Source organism: candidate division WOR-3 bacterium (assembly GCA_039802005.1).
GTDB lineage: Bacteria > Hydrothermota > Tepidihabitantia > SM23-42 > JAOAFX01 > JAOAFX01.
On record JBDRVV010000032.1, the window covers coordinates 1 to 21,015 of the forward strand.

The window sequence follows — 21,015 nt, forward strand, 5'->3', positions numbered from 1 at the left end:
ATAAGCCGAGAAATTCCAACAGCAATTGATGGGGGAATGTGGAATCAGATTTCTACTTTCTACATAAATCTTAAAGATAATGCAGATTATCAATGGTTGTGTAGTATTGACATATTACAAAATTCAGGTAGAATATCCTTATCAGAGGATACATAATGAAAATTTCTAAGTCCGAAATCCGAAATTCTAAACAATATCTAAATCCCAATGCTACAAACTTCAAATATTATTCAGTTTGGAATTTTGAATTTGGAATTTGTTTCGGATTTCGAAATTCGTATTTCGGATTTTACTATACTGCTGGTGCGGATACGAGTTGGTATCATTGCGATGCATTGGGTTCGCCGAGAAAGATGACGAATGAATCGGGTGTAGTAGTATGGACCGGTGCCTATCAACCCTTTGGTGAAATGCTGGCAGGCAGTGGCAATGTGCATGGATTTACGGGCAAGGAGTTGGATGCAGAAACGGGTCTCAACTACTTCTGTTTAAGATACTACGATTCTCAAATCGGTCGCTTCATCACCCTTGACCCTTTTGGTGGTTACATTGAACTCCCCTAAACCCAGATGAGATACGACGCAAAATCAGCTCAGATTAAATATATAGATAATGAAGATTCTGACAGAAAAAATTGCTTTCTCACTTTCTTAAGAAACAAAGAAATCTATTGTTATGAATAAAATCAAATAGGAAAAATTAATTGGGTTGAGTAAAGATATGCCTTTATTTAAATACCCTTTTAATCCTTTCCAGAGCCCATTTAAGTTCTTCCTTTTTGATAACCAATGGTGGGGCAAATCTTACTACATAGTCGTGCGTATCTTTGGCAAGTATTCCCTGTCTCATTAATGCTTCGCAGTATGGTCTTGCCTTTTTCTTCAATTCTATACCAATAAGCAATCCTTTTCCACGAACTTCTTTTATTACTGGATTCTCAATTTTTTTCAGCTCGCCCATAAACCAGTTACCAAGTTCATAAGCCCGCTGTGGCAACCTCTCTTTTATAATTATATCAAGGGCAGCAATTCCGATTGCTGATGCAAGGGGATTTCCACCAAATGTTGAACCATGGTCTCCAGGTTTGAATACATCCATTATTCGGTTATCACAGAGTATCGCTGATATAGGATAAAAACCACCGCTCAATGCCTTACCGACGATTAAGATATCGGGCTTAATATTTTCATATTCATAAGCGAAAAGTTTTCCTGTCCTTCCAAGACCTGTCTGAATTTCATCCGCAATAAAGAGAACATCATTCTCTTTGCAGATTTTATAGCATTCATTAAGATAACCATCCTCAGGCACAACGACACCGCCTTCACCCTGAATGGGTTCTACAAGAAATCCAACAGTATTTTTATTTATCGCCTTTCTCAATGCCTTTGCATTATTATACGGAATCATTTTGAAATTTGGTGTGAATGGACCGAAACCATCTCGATATTGATATTCTGATGAAAAACCAACGATTGTGATCGTCCTCCCATGAAAATTATTCTCACAGACAATTATCTCTGCCTTATTTTTTTTCACACCTTTTTTATAATACCCCCATTTTCTTGCTGCCTTTATCGCCGTCTCAACTGCTTCAGCACCAGAATTCATTGGCAATGCCTTCTCGTATCCTGTGACTTGGCATAACTTTTTCAAAAATACGCCAAGTCTGTCATTGTAAAATGCCCTTGATGTGAGGGTCAGATTTTGAATCTGTTTCTTTACAACCTTGATTATCTCAGGATGGCAATGCCCCTGATTCAATGCTGAATATCCACTGAGCATATCAAGATATTTTCTACCTTCAACATCCCAGACCCATGCACCCCTGCCTTTTCTCAATACTACAGGGAGTGGATGATAGTTATGTGCACTGAATTTTTCTGTAATTTTTATATGTTCTTTGCTTTTCATACGACTCCTTTCATCTTATCAGTCCCAGCCAGGGACCCAATAAAAATTGTATACGACCTATTAAAAGACTAACACGCGCCATTACGGTATAACCAAATGACGCACCAAAACCCAACATTATAAAGATAATGCCCAATCGCGAACCATATTTTAATACACCACGATGTTCGGTTGAAAAAAAGAAGTATATCACCGTACATATAACACCGATAAGGATTATCAAAGACCAGATTCCTTCCCAGCCCATATTGAAGGATTCAGGTGTCATGACCGTCCCTTCAATTTGTTTAAAGATAAATGCCTGGATATTTGCCGGTATTGAAATACCTGCACCCCAGCCGATCATAAATCCCAGGGGTAGGCGCACAAGCCAGCCAATCTTCGGGATAAATCTTGTAAAATACAATAATCCAAGCAAGAGCGGAATAATATAAATAAACTCACCTGTCTTCAAGGGTTCAAACAAATTGGGTTTTAATGCCTGATGCCAGTAGAATACAATATAATATCCATTTGCAACACCGACAAATAAATGTTCAGCAAATTTGTAGAATGGATTGTCCTTGTATAGAAACGAAAATATCATCAGTGTTAGAAATGCACCAATCCAGACCCAGGGATCAGGGCTCATAAAATCTCTTGTACAATATGATTTGGATTTTCGGTTGCGATATGCGTTTCGTATTTAGTAATTCGTCTGTTGTTAAGCGAAACCAATAACCCAGACCGGTTCGCTTTTCGCAACCGTACAATGATTTTCGCATTTTGCCCCTTTCTGATGTAGATCTAATAGCCATTTAACCAGTTGTTGATTTCTTTCGCATGACAAGATAGCCAATATTACCGACAATAATGAGCACAATTATTAGAAGGTGAACCAAGGTCTGAGAATTCATTCCGGTTTCTGCCTTTCCACTCTCTTCAGCATAACCATATTGTAGCAACAGATTTTCATACTCAGCCGCACCCTTCATTCCTGACATCATTCCTGATATCTGACCGGTTTGCAAAAATGGATAGTACTTCGGTGCCATCACCGCAGTCAATCCCGCGCCGAGTTTTAGACCATACCTTGCCTGGGCATACATTAGCCATTCCTGTGGATAGTCAGCCGCTGCCAGAATTATTGCGATTGATACATTTCGATAATTTTTTATTCTTTGCATCAAAGGCAGCGAATCGGTATAATTATTGTAGTAGTCCTTTGGGAATACATTACCTATCTTTTCTCCCATTTCCATAAGTGCCGCAATCCTTCCTGATTTCCAGCCTAAATAAACATAATCTCTACCATAAATCACTGAATCATTATTTGTCTTCGCAGTCTTATTTATTTTATTCACCACGGTATTAAATGCCTCAATCGCAAGTCCTGGTGCCTGAGGATCAAATGATACACCAAGCACAGGAATTTTTTTCTTGAAACAATGGGTTAAAATACTTATCGCCATTGGATGGCATTCCGGCATGGTCTGAGGTGTATAGTCAATTGACAGCAGGACTGACTGATTATCCGACGGGCTTAACTTTTCAATGAAATCAAACAATCTTTTTGTCTGGGGCATTATATTCTGGGGAATGCGGAATTTTAAAAAGAATGGTAATATAACAAGAATGGTAAGTATCAGATAGATAATTCTTCGGTCAATCTTTGTAAGTTTTTGCAAAACATTCATATCAATCCTTTCCGCCAAGCCAGGAACGTTCAATACCCAAAATTATCTTCAGGGCAGTTGCTACTGCACCAAATGCTACACCAAGTAAGATACCGCGCTGGGATGCCATATTGGGAATGCGCATCAACCATTCAGCAAAAGCAGGAATATATGGATGAATTAACTCTCCAATGGGCATAAATCCAATCATCACCACAAATGCCGCACCGAGTAATAATCCTGCCTCCAGACTCCGTGCACGGAATGCCCGGTAAGCGGCAGAAGTCATATAATATGCAAGCAAGGCAAACATCGTTGCGCCGAGTGGTGTAAGGATATTCAAATAGATCTTTTGATATAAGGATTTTTCATCTATCCCGAAGAAAAGTCCGATTACTGCCATTGCGAACATGCTAACCAGTGTAACAAGGCTATAAATCCAATCGGCTCTCTTTCTTCTGATTATTGTAATATGGTGACTTGTCAGATTCCCGATTCCCAGTACCAAAGCAAATGCTGATAACACGACCACCCATTTGTTAATAGTAGAATTAAATTGAGTGGATACAGGATGCGGAATGAAATATTGACAAACCATTAAAAATCCGATTATTAAACATAATATCAATGGAATCTTCTTTTTCATTGTACCTTTAATATGGAAGTCAAATTAATTTTGAGAAATGCAAGAACTGTTAGTAAGACGAGAATGAGAAGTGTGAGAATTTTTCCGGTGTCCTGTGCCTTCAAAGATGCAACAAGAACTGGTTCTTTTGTTAAATAAGCAGACGCAGCATAAACTTCTTCCCCAAGAAGCGTGTAATCACACGCAGTAACAAAAAACGGCAATTGCAGAACCTGATCAGTACCGGCAATCTGAATAGCCCCAACCTGATTCCCGGTCTCTGCCATTAAAAGTGATTCAGCAAAAAACGGACCTATAAAAAAATTTGTTGCGGGCTTTTCCCTCAAAATAATCCCATTTATCGCTGCTGCATATCCAAATTGGGATTCAGTAAGATAACGCACATAATCATCCTTGAATTTATCAATCTTTCCTTCACTTGTAAATGCCTGTTTGACGACCTCGCGAGCAACTGTATATACAACCGGATAACAATTTACCACAATAATTGGATTTTCATAGACTGCCGACTTCTTTGCAATCTCACCAAGAATATTCATTGAAGCAATTACAGAAGGAAAATCAATATCACCGAGACCAGGTACATAAAGTATTGGCTTTCCCATTTCGGTTGCCCTGCCCACTGCCTCTTCAACTGCATCAAGCCCAGCAATCTTTCTGATAAATAATTTTGCACCTCTTTTTGCACGAGACATAAAGTATATCAAAAATAAGGTGAACAAAATAATTGCAAAAAGAATATTAAGTCTGCCCTTGTGAAATAACTGTGGAGAGGATTGAACAATGTTACTCAGTGTGTATGAATAAATGCTATCATTCTTTTGAATTGCAATTTGGTATATATATTTTACTGAATCTAAAACAGTGTTATCTTCAAAATTTGTTGCATATCTCCCGGCAAAACCAATTTTTGTAAATGCAGTATCAGAAATCGTTTTACGAAAAATTACATAACCGTCAATCAGGGTATCCTCTACACCCTTCCAGCATAGATAAATAGATTTACCCCCGTCATTGGGTCTGTCCCGCGCAATAAAATTATCTATTGATGCATAGAATATGAGTAAAAGCCACACATCCTATTTTAGCCAAAAAATTTGTGCTGTCAATCCGTTTTCTTTTTATCTCTTCCGCCATAGTATTCATTCTTCCATATTGATCAATAAAAAAATATTCGCCCATCCCCTAATTTTATCATTTATTGCTCTTTTATCACATAAATATAATCGCAATTGTATGTCCGAACATAGAGTTTTTTACCTTTTACAATCATCGTCTCCGGGGCACTATCAAGTTTGATTTTTTGAATAATTTCACCGGTATAGCGGTTGACGACAAATAGAAAAAAGGAATTTTGGGAAAATCTCATCGCCAGTCCCCTATCAATATAAACGGTGCCCAGAAGAAGGGGTGGGGGAATTTTTCCTTTGTTGCAATCTGGGCTTTCTTTAATGCCTCAGCCTTATCCATTCCCCTATTCAAATTTTTATAAAATTCTGACATCAAATATCCGGTGGATTGGTCATCTACCTTCCATAAACTTGCCACAAGCGATGGAGTTCCGGCATAGAAAAATCCCCTTGATAATCCAATCAAATCCTCACCTTTTGTCAGACGGGCAAGCGCGGTCTGGCAGGCACTGAGGACAATTAAATCTGCCTCTTTCAATTCAATTCCAAAAAGTTCGTAAGAATGGAGTCTGCCATCATATTCTTTATCTTTTGCTAACAGCAAGGCTGAATAGAGTGGTCGATTCTCATCGAACACACCATGACAGGCAAAATGTACGATATTATAATCTTTGCCATATGATACAACTTTACCTTCTGATGCATCACCTTTGTAGAAAACCTTGCTGGCAATAAAAAGCGGGGCAATCGTTTTTACTTCTTCTTCTGCAAATTTGAGAGATAATGCTGTATCACCAAGGTCCGGATTGGCAATGCCCAAGAATTGTTTTTTGTCTTCTTTTTTATCGGGTTCACTCCGAAGAAATTTTAATGCACTGGCACTGGGTAGATAACAGACTTCTGTTTTCTCAATAAGAAAATTTTTTCCATCATAAAGGGCATTGAACGGCAGATAATGGAGCACACCATAAGGAACAACATATGTTTTATGATTGGTTATTCTATCGATTATCGGTGCAATCAGAATGTTGTATAATTCATTTGCTGGTTCATAAAATTCTTGATCAAAAGGTGGTTGTGTTTTCATCAAAGAAGACCGAAAATATTCACAAAGATTTGAAACCTCAGAGTATCTTTTTGTGAGATTAAAAACTTCAATATTTGAATTGCTGATTAAGAATATATAACCTTCTTCGCCAATAAAATAATATTCAATTATAATTTCGTTTTTTATTAAATTCTGAAGTTCTTTTAAACCCACTGCCTGAACCGAAACAAAAGAAGCAATCTCCGGTCTAGTCCTCTCTATCTCTTTTCTTATCTCTATAATCTTTGATTGAATATCCTTTATTTCTGGTCCTGAAATCTTCTTTTCTCCAATCTTTAAATCACCACTTAAAAAGGCAAGTTTCGTCTCTTTCTCTTTTATTTCATTCATATAAAGCCTATTGTCGGGTTTCAACTTTAATTCGGCGGTCCCGAGTAAATCAAGGAATGCCCGACCACGGCTCCGCTCTGAGTAACTGAATGCCTCGGCATAATCCTTTCGGGCAAGCATAATTTCAATGATCTTTTCATAGGCGCTTACACCACTGCTGGCAAGCGCAACCTTCATTAAATCATTTGATAAATTTGCGGAAACCTGTTCCACAATCTGGATTGCCTTTTTATAATGGGTAATGGCGTTAATTGTATCTTTGTTTTTAAGGGCAAGGGCTGCCCACCCCATTTCCAGTTCAACTGTATTATATGTTGTGTCTATTATATCAAAACTTTTACGCGCCGATTCAAAAAACCATCTTGCATTATTCAAATCGTTCAGGGCAAGGGATACACTTCCGATTTCGGTCATAATAATCCCTTGCAATTGTGGCGAGTATGACGTTTCTGGTGATTTTAGTGCCCTGTTAAACATTAATAAAGAATTTTTATAATCACCCTCACCGCGATGGGCAATTCCAAGGAGAAATAGATTCAAAAGATTTGGTTTAGTTTTTAAACTATCTGCCTTTTTAAGATATTCAATTGCCTTTTTCCACTGACCTTTTTTTATCATTTCAATACTGCGCAATTGTAGCACGAACGCCTGCCCATCAGTATTTTGATTTTTAAAATTCTCCATTTCTACATCATTTAAATAGTTATTGAATTGCTCGTAGTCGCCGGTTTGTAGATAAACCAGGGCAAGGTTGGTATGAAATTGTGAAAGGTCTTTTTCTTTTGCTTCTTCCTTCGCTATCTTTATTGCCTCTTTATAAAATCCTTCTGCCTTTTGCAGTAATCCAATGCCCTGATAAAGAACACCTGTATTTAAAAGAAGATAAGATTTTGCCGAATATAAACTCTGCCTTTTTATAATTGAAATCTGGTCTCGGGGATTAGTCGTAGAGATTGCCTCATCTATTATCTTTAAACCATTCTCCAGCAAAACTATTGATTTCTTAAAATCACCAATCACAAACGCAATTGAACTAAGCCAGATGTAGACATCAGAAATCAACTCTTTATCTTCAACTTTTGATAATTTCGGAAAAATAATATCTGCCAAAGCAATAAGTGAATCTGTTTTTTCATTCTTTAAATAATACTCGCCCTTTAACATCAGTATTTTTACTTCACCTTCAATATAATTTATTTCTTGAATAAGGGTTTCCGTTTGGGTATACAAGGTCTTAAATTTTTTATAATCATCTTTATTCAAGTAGGCATTTGCTAAGTCAATAAGCGTATTTACTAATTCTTTTGTATTATCTTCAGAACGATAAATATCAAGCAATTTCTCTTTTGTCTTGATTGCATTATCATAATCATATTGCCTGTTATAGACAAGATATTCAATGCCAAGAATCAGTTTTAAATAATCCTGATTATTTGATTCCTGAGCAACATTTTGACCGATGCGACATATTTTCAAGGTTGTATCTGCTGGCATATACTCAAAATACAATCTTGAAATTTTATATAAAATGCGTGCCATGGTCCAATTGTCATTTATTTTTTTCAATGTCTCAAGGCATTGATTATAATATTCGGCAGATTGATAGAAATTATCTAAAATCCGGTGCAAATCACCGAGGTTTTCTGATGCTGTCGAATAACCATCTAAATAATCTATTGAATCGGCAAGGTATAAAGCCTTCTTACCATACTCAATACCCGAGGCAATGCTATGATCTGGTATTACAAGATATGATTCGCATAAATCATTGAGAAGATCAACCTCACCTTCTCGGTCTTTGATAATATGATACAATTGTAATGCATTAAGGTATGCCTTACGACCTCGGTGTGAGTCATTAAAAAGATAGACATAAGTTGCACCGAGCGAATGGTATGCCTGAATTAATGTGATAGTATCATTTACGATTTTTGCATTATCTATCGCCTTTAGATAATAGTATTCGGCGGAATCCTTTTCTTCTTCTTTTAGAAATATCTCACCAATTTCAAAATAATCTTGTGCCAAACCAAAGACAATGGATTTTTTTAAAGAGATTTGTTTTAATTTCTCAGCAAGCAAAAGTGCCGTTTCAAAATTAGCAGCGGATTCTTTGAATCTTTTGAAATCTTTGTATAAAACACCATTCAAGAAAAGCACCTTGAGGATTCCAGCTGAATCAGCTATTGCATTTTTAATCTCCAGTGAATGATTGTAAAATCCCGAACCCTTATCAAAATCGTTGAGTTTTCCATAGATAAAACCAATCGTTGCTAGGCAATCCGAGATATTTTTCTTCTCACCTATTTTTTCATACACCGTGAGCAATTCTTCAGCAGTTTTAAGGGCATTTTCAAAATCGCCGGATTTTATCTGCTCGGCAACTATCTTGTCAAGGCTATCTGCCTTTTCTTTTAGATCTGCCTGACTAAATAACAGCAAAAACAAGAAGTTTAACATAAAAATTACTATTTCCAGTACTCAGTGCCCAGGGCATCAATAAAACCACTCTTACCTTCAAAAACTACTTCGGCAAGCCCCTGACTGAAGTCATGAGCAGATTCATATTTAGGAGGGACAATTTCTTTACCCATAATATCAATAAAGCCCCAGAGTTCATTTTTTGAAACCCGAGCAATATTTTCATAGAATAAATTCAGATCGGTGTATATAAACTCTTCTTCCACACCCGGCAGTTGTTCGTATTTCGGCGATACAATTTCCTTCCCATTTCCATCAACAATCCCCCATAGACCATTCTTTAATACTCCCGCATATCCATCTTCATATATTTTTATATCATCATATTGAAAATTTTGCACAATTTTGCCTGTTTTATCAATAAAACCCCATTTGTTTTGTTTTAATGCGATTACATTGCCAACCAAGCCAATCTCTTCATATATCGGTTTGGCGATTTCTTCACCTTTTTTGTTAATCAATCCATATTTTTTACCTTTGCCGATTGGTGCCAATCCTTGAGAGAAATTATGAACAAAATCGTATTTCAATGGGATTACCTCTTTACCAGTAGTATCCACAAAACCCCAATTACTACCTGATTTAACCGCAGCCAGCCCTTCAAAAAAATGGTGTGCATCATCATATTTAGGCGGAATGGTCTCTTTTCCCATTCTATTTATAAACCCATATTTTCCATTCTGCCATATCCGCATCATACCATCAGAAAATTTATATTCTTCTTCAGCAATATAATGGTCATCATCATTATATTTGGGTTCAAGGATTATCTTTCCGTTTGTATCCGCAATTCCCAACATGTATTCCTTGAAAAAAATTATCCTCCCTTCGGAAATTGATTCAATAAGGTCAAATTCACAAGGTAAAACTTTATGCCCTTGTTTATTGAACAATCCATATTTTATCTCTCTATATCCATATTCATCAACCATTTCTTTGTAAACGATTATATAATCACCAAAATAAGAAGTACGATGACGATCCTCCCAGCAGTCATCTGGCAGAATTGAATTTCCATCCCTGTTTATATAAGTGTAATTTCCGTTAATATTAACCCGTGCCACACCCTTGATGAAACTCTCTGCAATATCAAAATTAAAAGGAATTACAACCTTACCCGTTTTATCAATATAGCCCCAGCGATCATTGAGTTTTACTGCGGCAAGACCATCAGAAAATCCAATCGCCTCCTCATATTGAGGCGGAATGACCTCCTGCCCTTCACTATTCACGAAACCAAATTTATCCTGTAATCGTGCCACAAACAATCCCTCGGCGAACCAACCTACTTCATCATATTTCAATTGCACAACTTCTTTTCCCAATTTATCAATGTATCCAAATTTTTCATTTCTTTCCACCATTGCCAGACCCGTTTTTTCATCAAATTTCCAGACATTATCATATTCGCATTCAATCACTATCTTCTTATTCCTATCACAGAATCCCCATTTATCACCTTTGCGGTAAGGGATGAGTTCGGGTGGCTGGGAAAGAGTCTGGGCAAGCAATAGGCTTGCATTTGCAACAAAAAGCATTAAAAAAACCTTTCGGGCTAAACCCGAAGCACAACTAAAGTCAAATTTTTTCATAAAGAACCTCCTTTTCGTTTTAAAATTTGTCTATCTGATCAGTTTCTTTCTCCATAAATGTTTTATAAACTAAAATCGCCACCACGTTAAGATATAAAACTGAACCAGCCGCAAAATAATTATTGTCTTTTGTCGGCTTTCCTAATCATTGAAATCACTATCCTTATCAAACCAAGAACAATCAAAAGCAGTCCGATACCACCGATAACCATAAAAATGTAAAAATAACTTTCTTTTGCGCGAAAAGAAGGAAGGAATACTGATGCAAGAATAATAAAGACAATACCCGCAATTATCATCTCAAGATTTGAACCCAAAAATTTTCTCTTTTGAACGGTCGCTGATTTTTCCTCTTTTTTTATCTTACTTTTGGCAATTAGTTCCAGGATAATGCCGGCAATAAAACAGCCGAGCCCGCCGATTATCAAATAAAGGGAGACAATGGAACCTGAATATGCAAAAATTAATCCCGCAACGAACAAAAGTGCACCAAGGACTATTATAGGAATTTTCATAATTACCTTGCCTTTTTATTTTCCAGTTTGCTTAAAGTATTTCAGAGTAAACATCGGAACTTCCGTAAATTTATTAGAGTCCTCCCATTATTATTTGTGCGATAAATCGCACCGCTACAATTCATTGATTCTCCGTGTCTCAAACTACCGCCAGTCTCCAATCAATATAAATGGTGCCCAGAAGAAGGGGTGGGAAGTCTTGGGATTTTTGAGCAGAGAAATCTGCGCATCCTGTAATGCCTGTATCCTGCTCTTACCATTTTTCAAATTCTTATGAAACTCCTGCATCAGCTCCGCAGTTGATTGACTCGCCACTTCCCATAAGGTCGCAAGACAACTCGCACTCCCAGCATAGATAAACCCAAATGCCAGACTCACCACCTCATCACCCGCAATAAGTTTTCCTTCCGCAGTCTCACACGCCGATAACACCACCAACGGACAATCCTTTAAATCCAATCCCCATATCTCTTCTACCTTTAATTGCCCCTTCTCACCCCTCGGCGCCAAAACCAAATACGAAGAGGTCGGGTCATAAGGCACCGCAACACCATGGGTCGCAAAGTGCAAGATCTGACAACCCCCAGTCTTAAATACCGTATCTTTTACTGCCTTATCTCGATATAATGCCAATATCTCAGAATACAAATTGGAAATATTTTTTACTTCTGTTTCTGCCTCAGGCAATGTCCCATCCGCATTCGCAAAGGCAATAAATTGAGCACTCGCAATATCACAACCTTCTTGCTGTGCCACAATCCCTAATAGACTCGTAGAATTGATATAGAAAATCTTGTATTTCTCTCCAAGGAAACTTTTTTCTTTCGCCTTTTTTAGTGCCGAAAAAGGCAGATAATACAACTGCTGATTCGGAATAATACCAATAATCTCAACCCCTGATAATTCAGACTCCACTGGCTCAATCAGATATTTGTATAACTCATTTGCATACTCATCTATATCATCCATTGAAGCACGATTTTTTATCAGCGTGCGATACTCATCTATCAATCCCGCAATCTTCGCCTGCTTTACCGCAACTTTTTTAATAAATAAGTCATATGTCTTCACGATAAAGACATACAACTCTTCCTCACCAAGCAGATACTGCAAAATCGCCATATTCTCAGGAATTATCCCCATATCCTGTAATTCTTTTAAATTTGAAGGCTCGGCATTGACGATAGTAAATAACTTTGGATTCTCGGTCTTTAACTTGTGGATATATTTCTTGAACTCACGGGTCTTTTTCTGGATTATTGTATCTGCTACTACGCCCTGCTTTTCTTCTTTCTCAAGCTCCCGCTTCATCTCCTCTATCTCTTTCTTCCGCTTCTTTAATTCCTCCATCTCTTTCTTTCGCTCAGGATTTACCGGATTGACCTCCATTCTTTCAAAGTCTTCATTCATCTTTATCAATATCAACTTTTCAGTCAGTCGTTGTGCCTCTTCATAATTACCATCCGCAACCGCAGAACGAATCAAGCCGTAGTATGCCCGGTCTCTACTTTCCTGCTCACGAATATTGGTCACACCAACCTTATCAAAACCCTCAACCGCTTCTTCAAATGCACCCTTGCCCAGCTCAATATAACAAAAACCGACACCTGAAGCAATCATCGCCTTTAATCTGTCCCTTGGTTCGCGCTGTGACATAAATTCCATAAGTTTAACAGAAACACGATAATTGATTTCATTACGGGCAGTCGTAAAATTCTTAATTGCCTCTTTATAATTCTTGCGTTTTAAATTTAGTTCACCAAGCAAATAATGACTATAAGCATCAGGGAACTTTATATCAAAATCTCTTCTTTCGTCATTAGAGAGATGGTTGCATATCTCTATTGCCTCTTTCAGAAGTTTCTCAGCATCATTGTATTTTGTGGTATATATAAAGGCATCGGCAAGCATCCATAAAGAATGTAATATCCAGTAAGGGCTTTTGGTTTTATAAGCATTATCCAGTGCCAATTGGGCAAATTTTGTTTCACTTTCATAATCCTTTATTGATTGAAACAAAAGGGCTAATTTCAAATAAAAGTTTGTCTTTATCTCTTCAGAAAAATTGTATTTTGTGAATTCCGATTCAAGCCCTGAGATATCCTTTGGTGTGAATATTTCAGGCAATGCCTCCAAAATGCTTTCATGATAATCAGGTTTTTGGGACAGAATTTCCATAAATTCAGCGATTGAAGGACTTAGATATTTTTTTAATTTCTTGGAAAACTTTGGATATTCTAACAAAATTTCTGTCTCGGAAAGCCCTATTGTCTTTTTCACATCAATTTTTTCTCCCGCCAGGATGAGGTTTATACCGGCAATGTGTTTGTATTCTTCATTATTGAGAAGTTTGTATAACACAGGCTTCACTGTTTCATTTTTATCTATGAAAAGTAAGGCGTAAAGCGCCCCTCTCCAACTTACTATATTCCAGATGGAATTTTGTTTTGATGTATCACTTAGGATTGAACAAATTCTTGGTAATACCTTTTCTTCGCCCTTCCGGGCAAGCAGGATAGCAAGGTGATCTTTTATGCTATCAGGCTCTTCAGAACTTTCGTAAGATTTAACCAATGCCTGGATTGCATCTGAACTACCGATTTCGTCCAATAATTTGATGATTGAAACCTTTTTATCTTGATCTTTGGTATCAAGCAATGGAATAACATAAGGCACAATATACGGGTCTGCCATAACTTTTAAATCATTCCAGTGTTCATCTTTCACCATCACCGGAATGCCACTTTTGTCTTCAAGCATCCATAAAGACCAGGCAGCAAGCCTTCTTGCCTGAATATCGTTTGTATCGGCAAGTGCCTTTTTTAAAACCGGTATTGCCCGCTCATCCCCAATGACACCCAATGATAAAATTGCACCGTCATATGCTGTGCCGTCTATCTTCCCAGTTGCCTCAGCATCAATTGCTATCTGATGTTCTAATATATTAATCAGTATCTCAATTGAACGGGGTGATGGAATAAACCTTAATCCCCAGGCAATATCCTTTTCATTCATTTCAAGATATGGCAAAATATAATCAATTGCCCTTTCATCACCTGTTTTACAGAGAACATTTATGAATCGGCTTTTATTCACAAAGCCCCTGGCAATATTTAGTAATCTCTCAAAATCATCTTTATTATGAAATTCAGCAATTAATTCACAAAAATATTCGCTTAATTCTTCTGGTAGCTCCATATTCAAGGCAAGGTCAAAAAGAATTTGAACCGCACCGGAACCAAAAACCAATTTTATCATTGGGCTTAATTGATAACAAAACACATTTAAGTTATGTTCATATGCCTTTAGAGTATAATCAATATCAAGCGTTCTATTGTAAACTTCAGATTGAAGATGCGTATGAATCCTATCCTTTATTGATTTATAATTTTTAATTAATGAAACTATTTCGTTTCCCAGCTCATTGTTACCATAATTTATATTCTTTCCAATAAAGTATGCCAAATCCCAGCCGACAAAAAGCAAATCATACAATAGTGTATAAGCGTTATCACCATCATTTAATGATTGCAAAATCAATTTGACTGCCTGATTAGATTCACTCTTCGGTATATTCTCAAGTATCGCAGCGATACTATCACAGATAATTCTACGATTATCAATCTTTACTAACGCCATACCATTGTTAAAACTATGGGCGTAATCATATTTTGGTTCAATTACAATTTTACCATTTTTATCTATATACCCGAATTTATCTTTTATCTTTACAATTGCCAAACCTTCTGAAAAATTCAAAACACTATCAAATTGCGGTTCAATTTTAATTTCCCCAAGTGTATCTATAAATCCCCATTGCCAATTTATTTTAATGAAATTTAAACCTTCACTAAAATAAATCCCCATTGTTTCGTAATCTTGCGTTTCTATAACCGGCGTTCCTTCTTTGTTTATAAAGAAATACTCTTTATCTTTCAATACGAGTGCCCTGCCTTCAGAAAAAGGATATGCATTATCAAACTCAAAATCAATCACAATCTTACCCTCTTTATCGATATAACCCCATTTATTTTTCTTTTTTACTGCTGCCAATCCTTCGCTGAAATAATAACCATCATCATATACTGGTTTTATTACCCAGTTTCCGTTTTTATCTATGAAACCATAAACTGTGTCAATAAGAACAAGGGCAAGCCCTTCAACAAAATTATATGCCTCATCAAATTTTAATTCAATCACAATCTTTCCTGTTTTATCAATAAACCCACATTTATTGTCAATCACCACACCTGCCAATCCTTCGCGAAAGGATGTTACCCCATCAAATTTTGGTTCTATTATTAGCTTACCAGAGATATCCACAAATCCATATTTATCGCCAATCTTGACCTTTGCCAATCCCTCTCTGAAGGATTCTATATCATCAAATTTAGGTTCTATTATTATTTTTCCTGTTGTATCACAGAGCCCCCATTTTCCATTTTTATATACCTTTGCATAGCCACTATCAAAACTACCATACACACTTTCAAATCTTTTTTCATCAAAGACATTCCCCCTTTTATCAATATAAAACCATTTTTCTGGTGTTTTTGCCTGCTCCAGCCAGTAAGCGAGCCTTTGTAAATAGTCTGACCCTTTTTTCGGAGTTTCACCAAAAAGTGGGGTAGAAAATATAATTCCAACAAATAATAAACCAAAAGCGAATGTTTTTCTTCTTTTAGCCACCCGGAAAATAATCTTCATTCTTCCATATCCTTTCCATAAATGAATCTATAGAAATATTTATGTGCATCACAGTGGCAGAATTTATCGGATGGGTCAGGACATTTATTTATGATTTCTTCTAATCTTTTGAATTCTTCTTCGTTATGCTCTCCATAATACCATTCTTTTACTTCGTCCGCAGACATAAAGACATCTTCATAGCCGACAAGAAAGTATTTTTTACAATTGGAACAATACCAAAGTACAAAGGTTTCTTCATTGCCGTTTATCAAAAGGATTGATATATGTTTTCCGCTATGTGCAAGTTCTTTGTTACAGTTCTTACACAAAGGATACATTTTTAAAAACTTTTATTAAAAAGAATGTGGGGCGAAATTCTTTCCTGAGTTTCGTAATTATCCGTTTCTTCATTCCAGACATAGGTTCTTTCATAGAGCAGATTTATTGAGAAGAGTCCTTTAAAGAATTTTAGACCCGCAATTCCAGCAAGATAGGTATTCTCATCCATTTTAGTCAGGGTATTGAAGTCGTCAAAGTTATATTTGTAGAAGACCCCACGCAAAATTATCGGAATATTTTCATCATCTGCAACTGAAACACGTGCGGTAAAGAGTCCACTGGAATCAACACCGGATACACTCTGATATTCAGCTGAGAGTTTTAAAACTACTCCGAGATTCAAACTACCGACACCGTAAAATCCATTTGTATTTTTATCATATTTACTCAAAACTGCATTCACAAGATCTGCACCATATTGTTTTCGCTTTTTCTCATAGAATGCATCAAATGGCGCTGGTTCAAAATCTTTCCCTAAAATCAATCCTGCACCATATAACGATAAAGAAACATCTGATTTTCTCATTCCACCAAATTGCACAAATAATCCTGATACATTGCCATAACCATGTTCAAGCGTCTTGGCAAATTCACTGGCAATAAGAAAATGGAATGCACCACGAGATGTAAGATAAAAGAGCAGGTCACCTCCTAAAACCCTATACGCATATTCATTGTCCTGGGCATAGGTAAATCCCAATTCCATCCTCTGCAGAAGGTCTTCTAAAGATTGTGCCCATTTTCCAAGATATGCCCTGCCGATTGTAACCTCCATTGGTGAAAGATTGTTTACCATTCCGGTAATACCAATTGCATTATCCGTTGTTTGCAGGGTAAAGACCCCACCCATCTTTCGGTTATTTTCATCTGCCTGGTTGAAATAATCACGCACAATCAATCCATAGCCGAGTGTATAATTGCTTATTGCACCGGTGCCAAGATAGAGGGGAAGATTCGGGTGCCCTATTCTTACATTTTGAAAAACTTTTTTGTAATCCCATTCTCTGGTGCGGATGCTGTCTTGATTGACAAGAAAATCAAATGCGAGATTGAATCCAAACCATTTTGTCTCCATTGCTGGCCTTGATTTGATAGATAACCACTTTTCTTTATTGATTGTTGTCAACCCGGTCCCCAAGTTCAAATCAAAAGGCTTCCTCACCATTTCTGCAAGCCGCTCTTCAGGTCTGATAAGTTTCTGAACAATTATATCAAGGGTTGATACAATAAAAGGAATATCTGCCTTTTCTCCCCGGATCGGCAGAACACCACTCAAATCAACCTCTTTCAACTCGGGCTTTAACTGATAGGCAAGGTTGCGCTCCTTTTCTGCTTCTTTAATCATTCCTTTTCTTTCCAAGATTATACTGTAATACAAATGTGCCTCAGGATATAGTGAATCAATTTTTATTGCATTTAAAAAGAATTCTTCAGCAGTGCTGTCATCACCTTGGGCAAGCATTACCACCCCAAGACCGCATTGTATTACCGGATTATTCGGTTCAAGGGTCTGTGCCTGGTGAAACTCCTGGATTGCCTTATTGAAATCCTTTTTTCTATAATATAAATGCCCGAGGTTAATGTAAATAACTGCCCTTTGCGGATGGAGATTTTTTTCTTCACTAAAATACGCAATGGCAGAATCTTCTTTACCGAGTTTTGCATAAAAATCTTCTATAAGATAATAGGCATCAATGAGTGTTGTATCAAACAAAATTGCCTTTTTCAAATGGGGTAAGGCTTCAGCATATTGTTTATCCTTTCCATAGGCACCAGCAAGTGATAATCTATACAACCCATTTGTAGGTTCAAGTTTAACTGCATTATAGTACTGTTCAACCGCCTTTGTATATTCTTTAGCAGTGTAGAACTCAGTGCCCTTGAGAAAATATTCCTGGGCAATATCAACTTTGGTAGACCAGCCAAATGCAACAGTTAACGCAAAAAAGATAAAATACTGTCGAGTAATCATCATACCTCCTTTCACCCTCACCTTAATCCTCTCCCTTCAAGGGAGAGTGAGAGTCTCATAAATCCTCCATTTTTATGGAAATAAAACCTTACTCCGACGGAGTGGACTCTGCTCTTCCAAAAAGCAAGGCTGAAGCCTTGCCCTACATTTATTAACATCTCAACCCTAACCCATTAACCATCTTTTGATGCCTCAATAATCTGAAATTGACTGACTGTGCCTTCATAGATATTAAAGAGCAGACCGTATTTGCCATAGACCCATTGCTCACCATTCTTTTGCTGGACAATGTCATCAGGAAGGCCATAGACATTACGAACATCGTTGATAGACGAACCGATACCAATATTCTTTGCCGTCTTTTCTGAAAAACCCACACGTGCAAGAATGCCGCTCACTTTACCTTCTCTGATAAATATTACAAGATTTTTTGTTGAATATTCCAAAGCAGTCATTTTCTCAAGTACAGTTTGATCATCGGGTTCTCCTAAGTTTTTCCGAACATTATCTTCGGACATTCCGATACTAATACCGCCAATTTGAGTTTCAGGCTGGATTTTATCTTTTGAAGATTTAAACTTCTTATTTAGTTTTGAAAGGTGCTTTACTGCCTCTTTATTATAACCCGAAACATCAAGTAGTTCTTCCCATATTTCTATTGCCAGATCCTTTCTATCAATAGTTTCATAGGCAATAGCAAGATTGTATTTAGGCATCGCCCAATCAGGATTAATATCTATCGCCTTTTTGTATAACTCAATTGCTTCTAAATATTCTTTTTTCAAAAATAAAATATTTGCTAAATTATTATAGAAAAAATATTCTGCCTGTTTACCTTCCAGTGCCTTTTTGGTATACTCAATCGCCTGGTCGTATTTCTTGCGTAAGGCATAGATTATTCCCATATTGGCATAATAAACAATATTATATGCCGTATCCAATTCAACTGCCTTTTTAAAAGCCTCTTCCGCATACAATAATTCATCAGGTTCTCCCCTTAACCTAAAAGATGGTTCTGTGTAATAAACAGTCATAAATAACACAGGGGGAGCTTCCATTTTTGACATTGCCTCAAATAAATATGCGGTTCCCAAATTCGTCCATCCCCAGGCACTATTGGAAAAAGTGGTGGTGAATAATTTAAAATATTTTATCGCCTCGTTATAACGCCCTTCATTCAATGCCTCTACACCAAAATACCACTGGTCAAAGTCCCGCTCAAGTTGCGCCCGCACTTCATATAGTCTTGCGATACGCTCGGTGGCACGGGGATGGTCGTTATACTTTTCATCCCCGGGTGGAGTTTCGCCATATAATTCACGCATTTTTTTATAAAATTTTATAATTGACTCAAAATCGTAACCTGCCCGCATTGCATAAATTACTCCGTATTCATCGGCTTCAAATTCTTGTTCACGGTTATAACCTCTCTGTAAAAATTGTGCAACATCTTCCGGAATAGAAGATGTTCCTCCCTTAATAAAGTTCTCCAGTCGCAACATTGCAACTGAATGGCGCAGTGTGATATGGGCAAGTTCATGCCCCAGAATACCTGCAAGCATAGACTGAGATTCTTCGGTCTTTAGTGAATCAAGAGCTGTAATCAACCCTGATGTTACATAAATGGGACCTGCGGGCAGGGCAAAGGCATTCACTATATCGGTATTTAATATCTTGCATTCAAAACTTGTTCTCAAATCTGATGCCCTCATAACATTCTGGGCAATAGATTTAATGCGATTTAACAGAATTGTATCATTTATTAAACCAGTTTCTTCTTCTATCTGTCTTGCGGCATCCTCGCTCGCCTTAATAATAAAAGAAGGACCTGGACCAATTTGTTGGGCATTTGCGAATATCAGAATAAAAAAAATAAAGGAAACAAACTTATTCATAATTCCTCCTGGGGGGCACGGGGTTTTACCGTGCCCCCGTTGTTTGACTTAATCCCAGAGATTCCAAGTAAATGTTTCACCTTCACCGATGTCGCGATAAATTGGACCCCAGTAGTAATCAGTGTATGTGCCTTCCGCATAGAGCTTTGTATAACCTTCCCAGATTTTGAAATATGAATAATATCCTGGCGAAAGTGTTCCTTTATACCAACCATCTATATAAACATTTATCGTCCAGGAAGAATAATTATTCACCCGCACCCAGCAATAACCACGGGTTGTGCCTGCAAGCGCCTCATAATCTTTGGCAAGTTTGGTAAACTCATCTGCCTTTGTCTTATCACCTGCATTTGTATAAAATTCTGCAACCATTTTGGCAAGTTTTGCATTCTTCTGGTCTTTTGCCAGATCACCAACCTCATTAAGTAACGCATCGCTGGTGATAACTGCGCTTTTCTTTCCCGACATTTTCTCGGCAAGCATGAGTAATTGTGTAGCAGCAAGCAAGTCAAAACCATCTTTCTGGTGTCGGGCATTATCAATCATCTCGCCAATATCAGCGAGAAAATCATAGGTCGGGTCAAACTCATCCTGGATATTTTTATATTTCAGTTTTTCTACTGCCAATGGTGCTGACCCGGTCTTCACTTCGGCACCCTTACCACCTTTTTGGGCATAAACAAGCCCGGGGATAATGAGTCCGGCAATCAATAAGACTGCCAATATTTTGGTTATGGCTTTCATTATAC

The 21,015-nt window shown here is 37.3% G+C and carries 15 protein-coding genes; 1 reads left to right on the forward strand and 14 read right to left on the reverse strand.

Annotation, left to right across the window (positions count from 1 at the left end):
* Positions 1-155 precede the first annotated feature (155 nt).
* The gene (locus ABIL69_09655) at positions 156-563 is read left to right on the forward strand and encodes an RHS repeat-associated core domain-containing protein (protein MEO0124249.1); all 408 of its coding nucleotides are present in this window, start codon (positions 156-158) and stop codon (positions 561-563) included.
* A 163-nt stretch (positions 564-726) separates the two neighbouring features.
* On the opposite strand, the gene rocD is transcribed toward ABIL69_09655, so the two are convergent.
* The 14 genes from rocD to ABIL69_09725 all read right to left on the reverse strand — a co-directional run bounded on the left by rocD (position 727) and on the right by ABIL69_09725 (position 21,010).
* Positions 727-1,914, reverse strand: coding sequence for an ornithine--oxo-acid transaminase (gene rocD, locus ABIL69_09660; GenBank protein ID MEO0124250.1), 1,188 nt, complete (start codon positions 1,912-1,914; stop codon positions 727-729).
* 10 nt (positions 1,915-1,924) lie between these two features.
* Complete coding sequence (locus tag ABIL69_09665; protein ID MEO0124251.1) at positions 1,925-2,545, reverse strand: hypothetical protein; 621 nt, start codon at positions 2,543-2,545, stop codon at positions 1,925-1,927.
* Positions 2,546-2,711: 166 nt separating this feature from the next.
* Complete coding sequence (locus tag ABIL69_09670; protein MEO0124252.1) at positions 2,712-3,590, reverse strand: hypothetical protein; 879 nt, start codon at positions 3,588-3,590, stop codon at positions 2,712-2,714.
* 1 nt (position 3,591) lies between these two features.
* Positions 3,592-4,215 (reverse strand): hypothetical protein, encoded by a 624-nt coding sequence (locus ABIL69_09675; protein MEO0124253.1) that lies wholly within the window; start codon positions 4,213-4,215, stop codon positions 3,592-3,594.
* Positions 4,212-5,291, reverse strand: coding sequence for a DUF6754 domain-containing protein (locus ABIL69_09680; GenBank protein MEO0124254.1), 1,080 nt, complete (start codon positions 5,289-5,291; stop codon positions 4,212-4,214). Before ABIL69_09680 ends, ABIL69_09675 begins: the two co-directional genes overlap by 4 nt.
* A gap of 122 nt (positions 5,292-5,413) precedes the next feature.
* Positions 5,414-5,584, reverse strand: a complete 171-nt coding sequence (locus ABIL69_09685; protein MEO0124255.1) for a hypothetical protein — start codon at positions 5,582-5,584, stop codon at positions 5,414-5,416.
* On the reverse strand, positions 5,581-9,225 hold the full coding sequence (locus ABIL69_09690) for a CHAT domain-containing protein (GenBank protein MEO0124256.1): 3,645 nt from the start codon (positions 9,223-9,225) through the stop codon (positions 5,581-5,583). Before ABIL69_09690 ends, ABIL69_09685 begins: the two co-directional genes overlap by 4 nt.
* A gap of 26 nt (positions 9,226-9,251) precedes the next feature.
* Positions 9,252-10,856: a WG repeat-containing protein gene (locus ABIL69_09695; GenBank protein MEO0124257.1), complete on the reverse strand. Its 1,605-nt coding sequence runs from the start codon at positions 10,854-10,856 to the stop codon at positions 9,252-9,254.
* Between the two features lie 119 nt (positions 10,857-10,975).
* Positions 10,976-11,371, reverse strand: a complete 396-nt coding sequence (locus tag ABIL69_09700) for a hypothetical protein (protein MEO0124258.1) — start codon at positions 11,369-11,371, stop codon at positions 10,976-10,978.
* Positions 11,372-11,515: 144 nt separating this feature from the next.
* Complete coding sequence (locus ABIL69_09705; GenBank protein MEO0124259.1) at positions 11,516-16,078, reverse strand: WG repeat-containing protein; 4,563 nt, start codon at positions 16,076-16,078, stop codon at positions 11,516-11,518.
* Positions 16,075-16,398, reverse strand: coding sequence for a hypothetical protein (locus tag ABIL69_09710; protein MEO0124260.1), 324 nt, complete (start codon positions 16,396-16,398; stop codon positions 16,075-16,077). Before ABIL69_09710 ends, ABIL69_09705 begins: the two co-directional genes overlap by 4 nt.
* A gap of 2 nt (positions 16,399-16,400) precedes the next feature.
* Positions 16,401-18,371, reverse strand: a complete 1,971-nt coding sequence (locus tag ABIL69_09715) for a tetratricopeptide repeat protein (GenBank protein MEO0124261.1) — start codon at positions 18,369-18,371, stop codon at positions 16,401-16,403.
* Positions 18,372-18,544: 173 nt separating this feature from the next.
* Entirely contained in the window at positions 18,545-20,266 is a 1,722-nt protein-coding gene (locus ABIL69_09720) for a M48 family metalloprotease (GenBank protein MEO0124262.1), read from the reverse strand.
* 48 nt (positions 20,267-20,314) lie between these two features.
* Positions 20,315-21,010 (reverse strand): hypothetical protein, encoded by a 696-nt coding sequence (locus tag ABIL69_09725; protein ID MEO0124263.1) that lies wholly within the window; start codon positions 21,008-21,010, stop codon positions 20,315-20,317.
* Positions 21,011-21,015 lie beyond the last annotated feature (5 nt).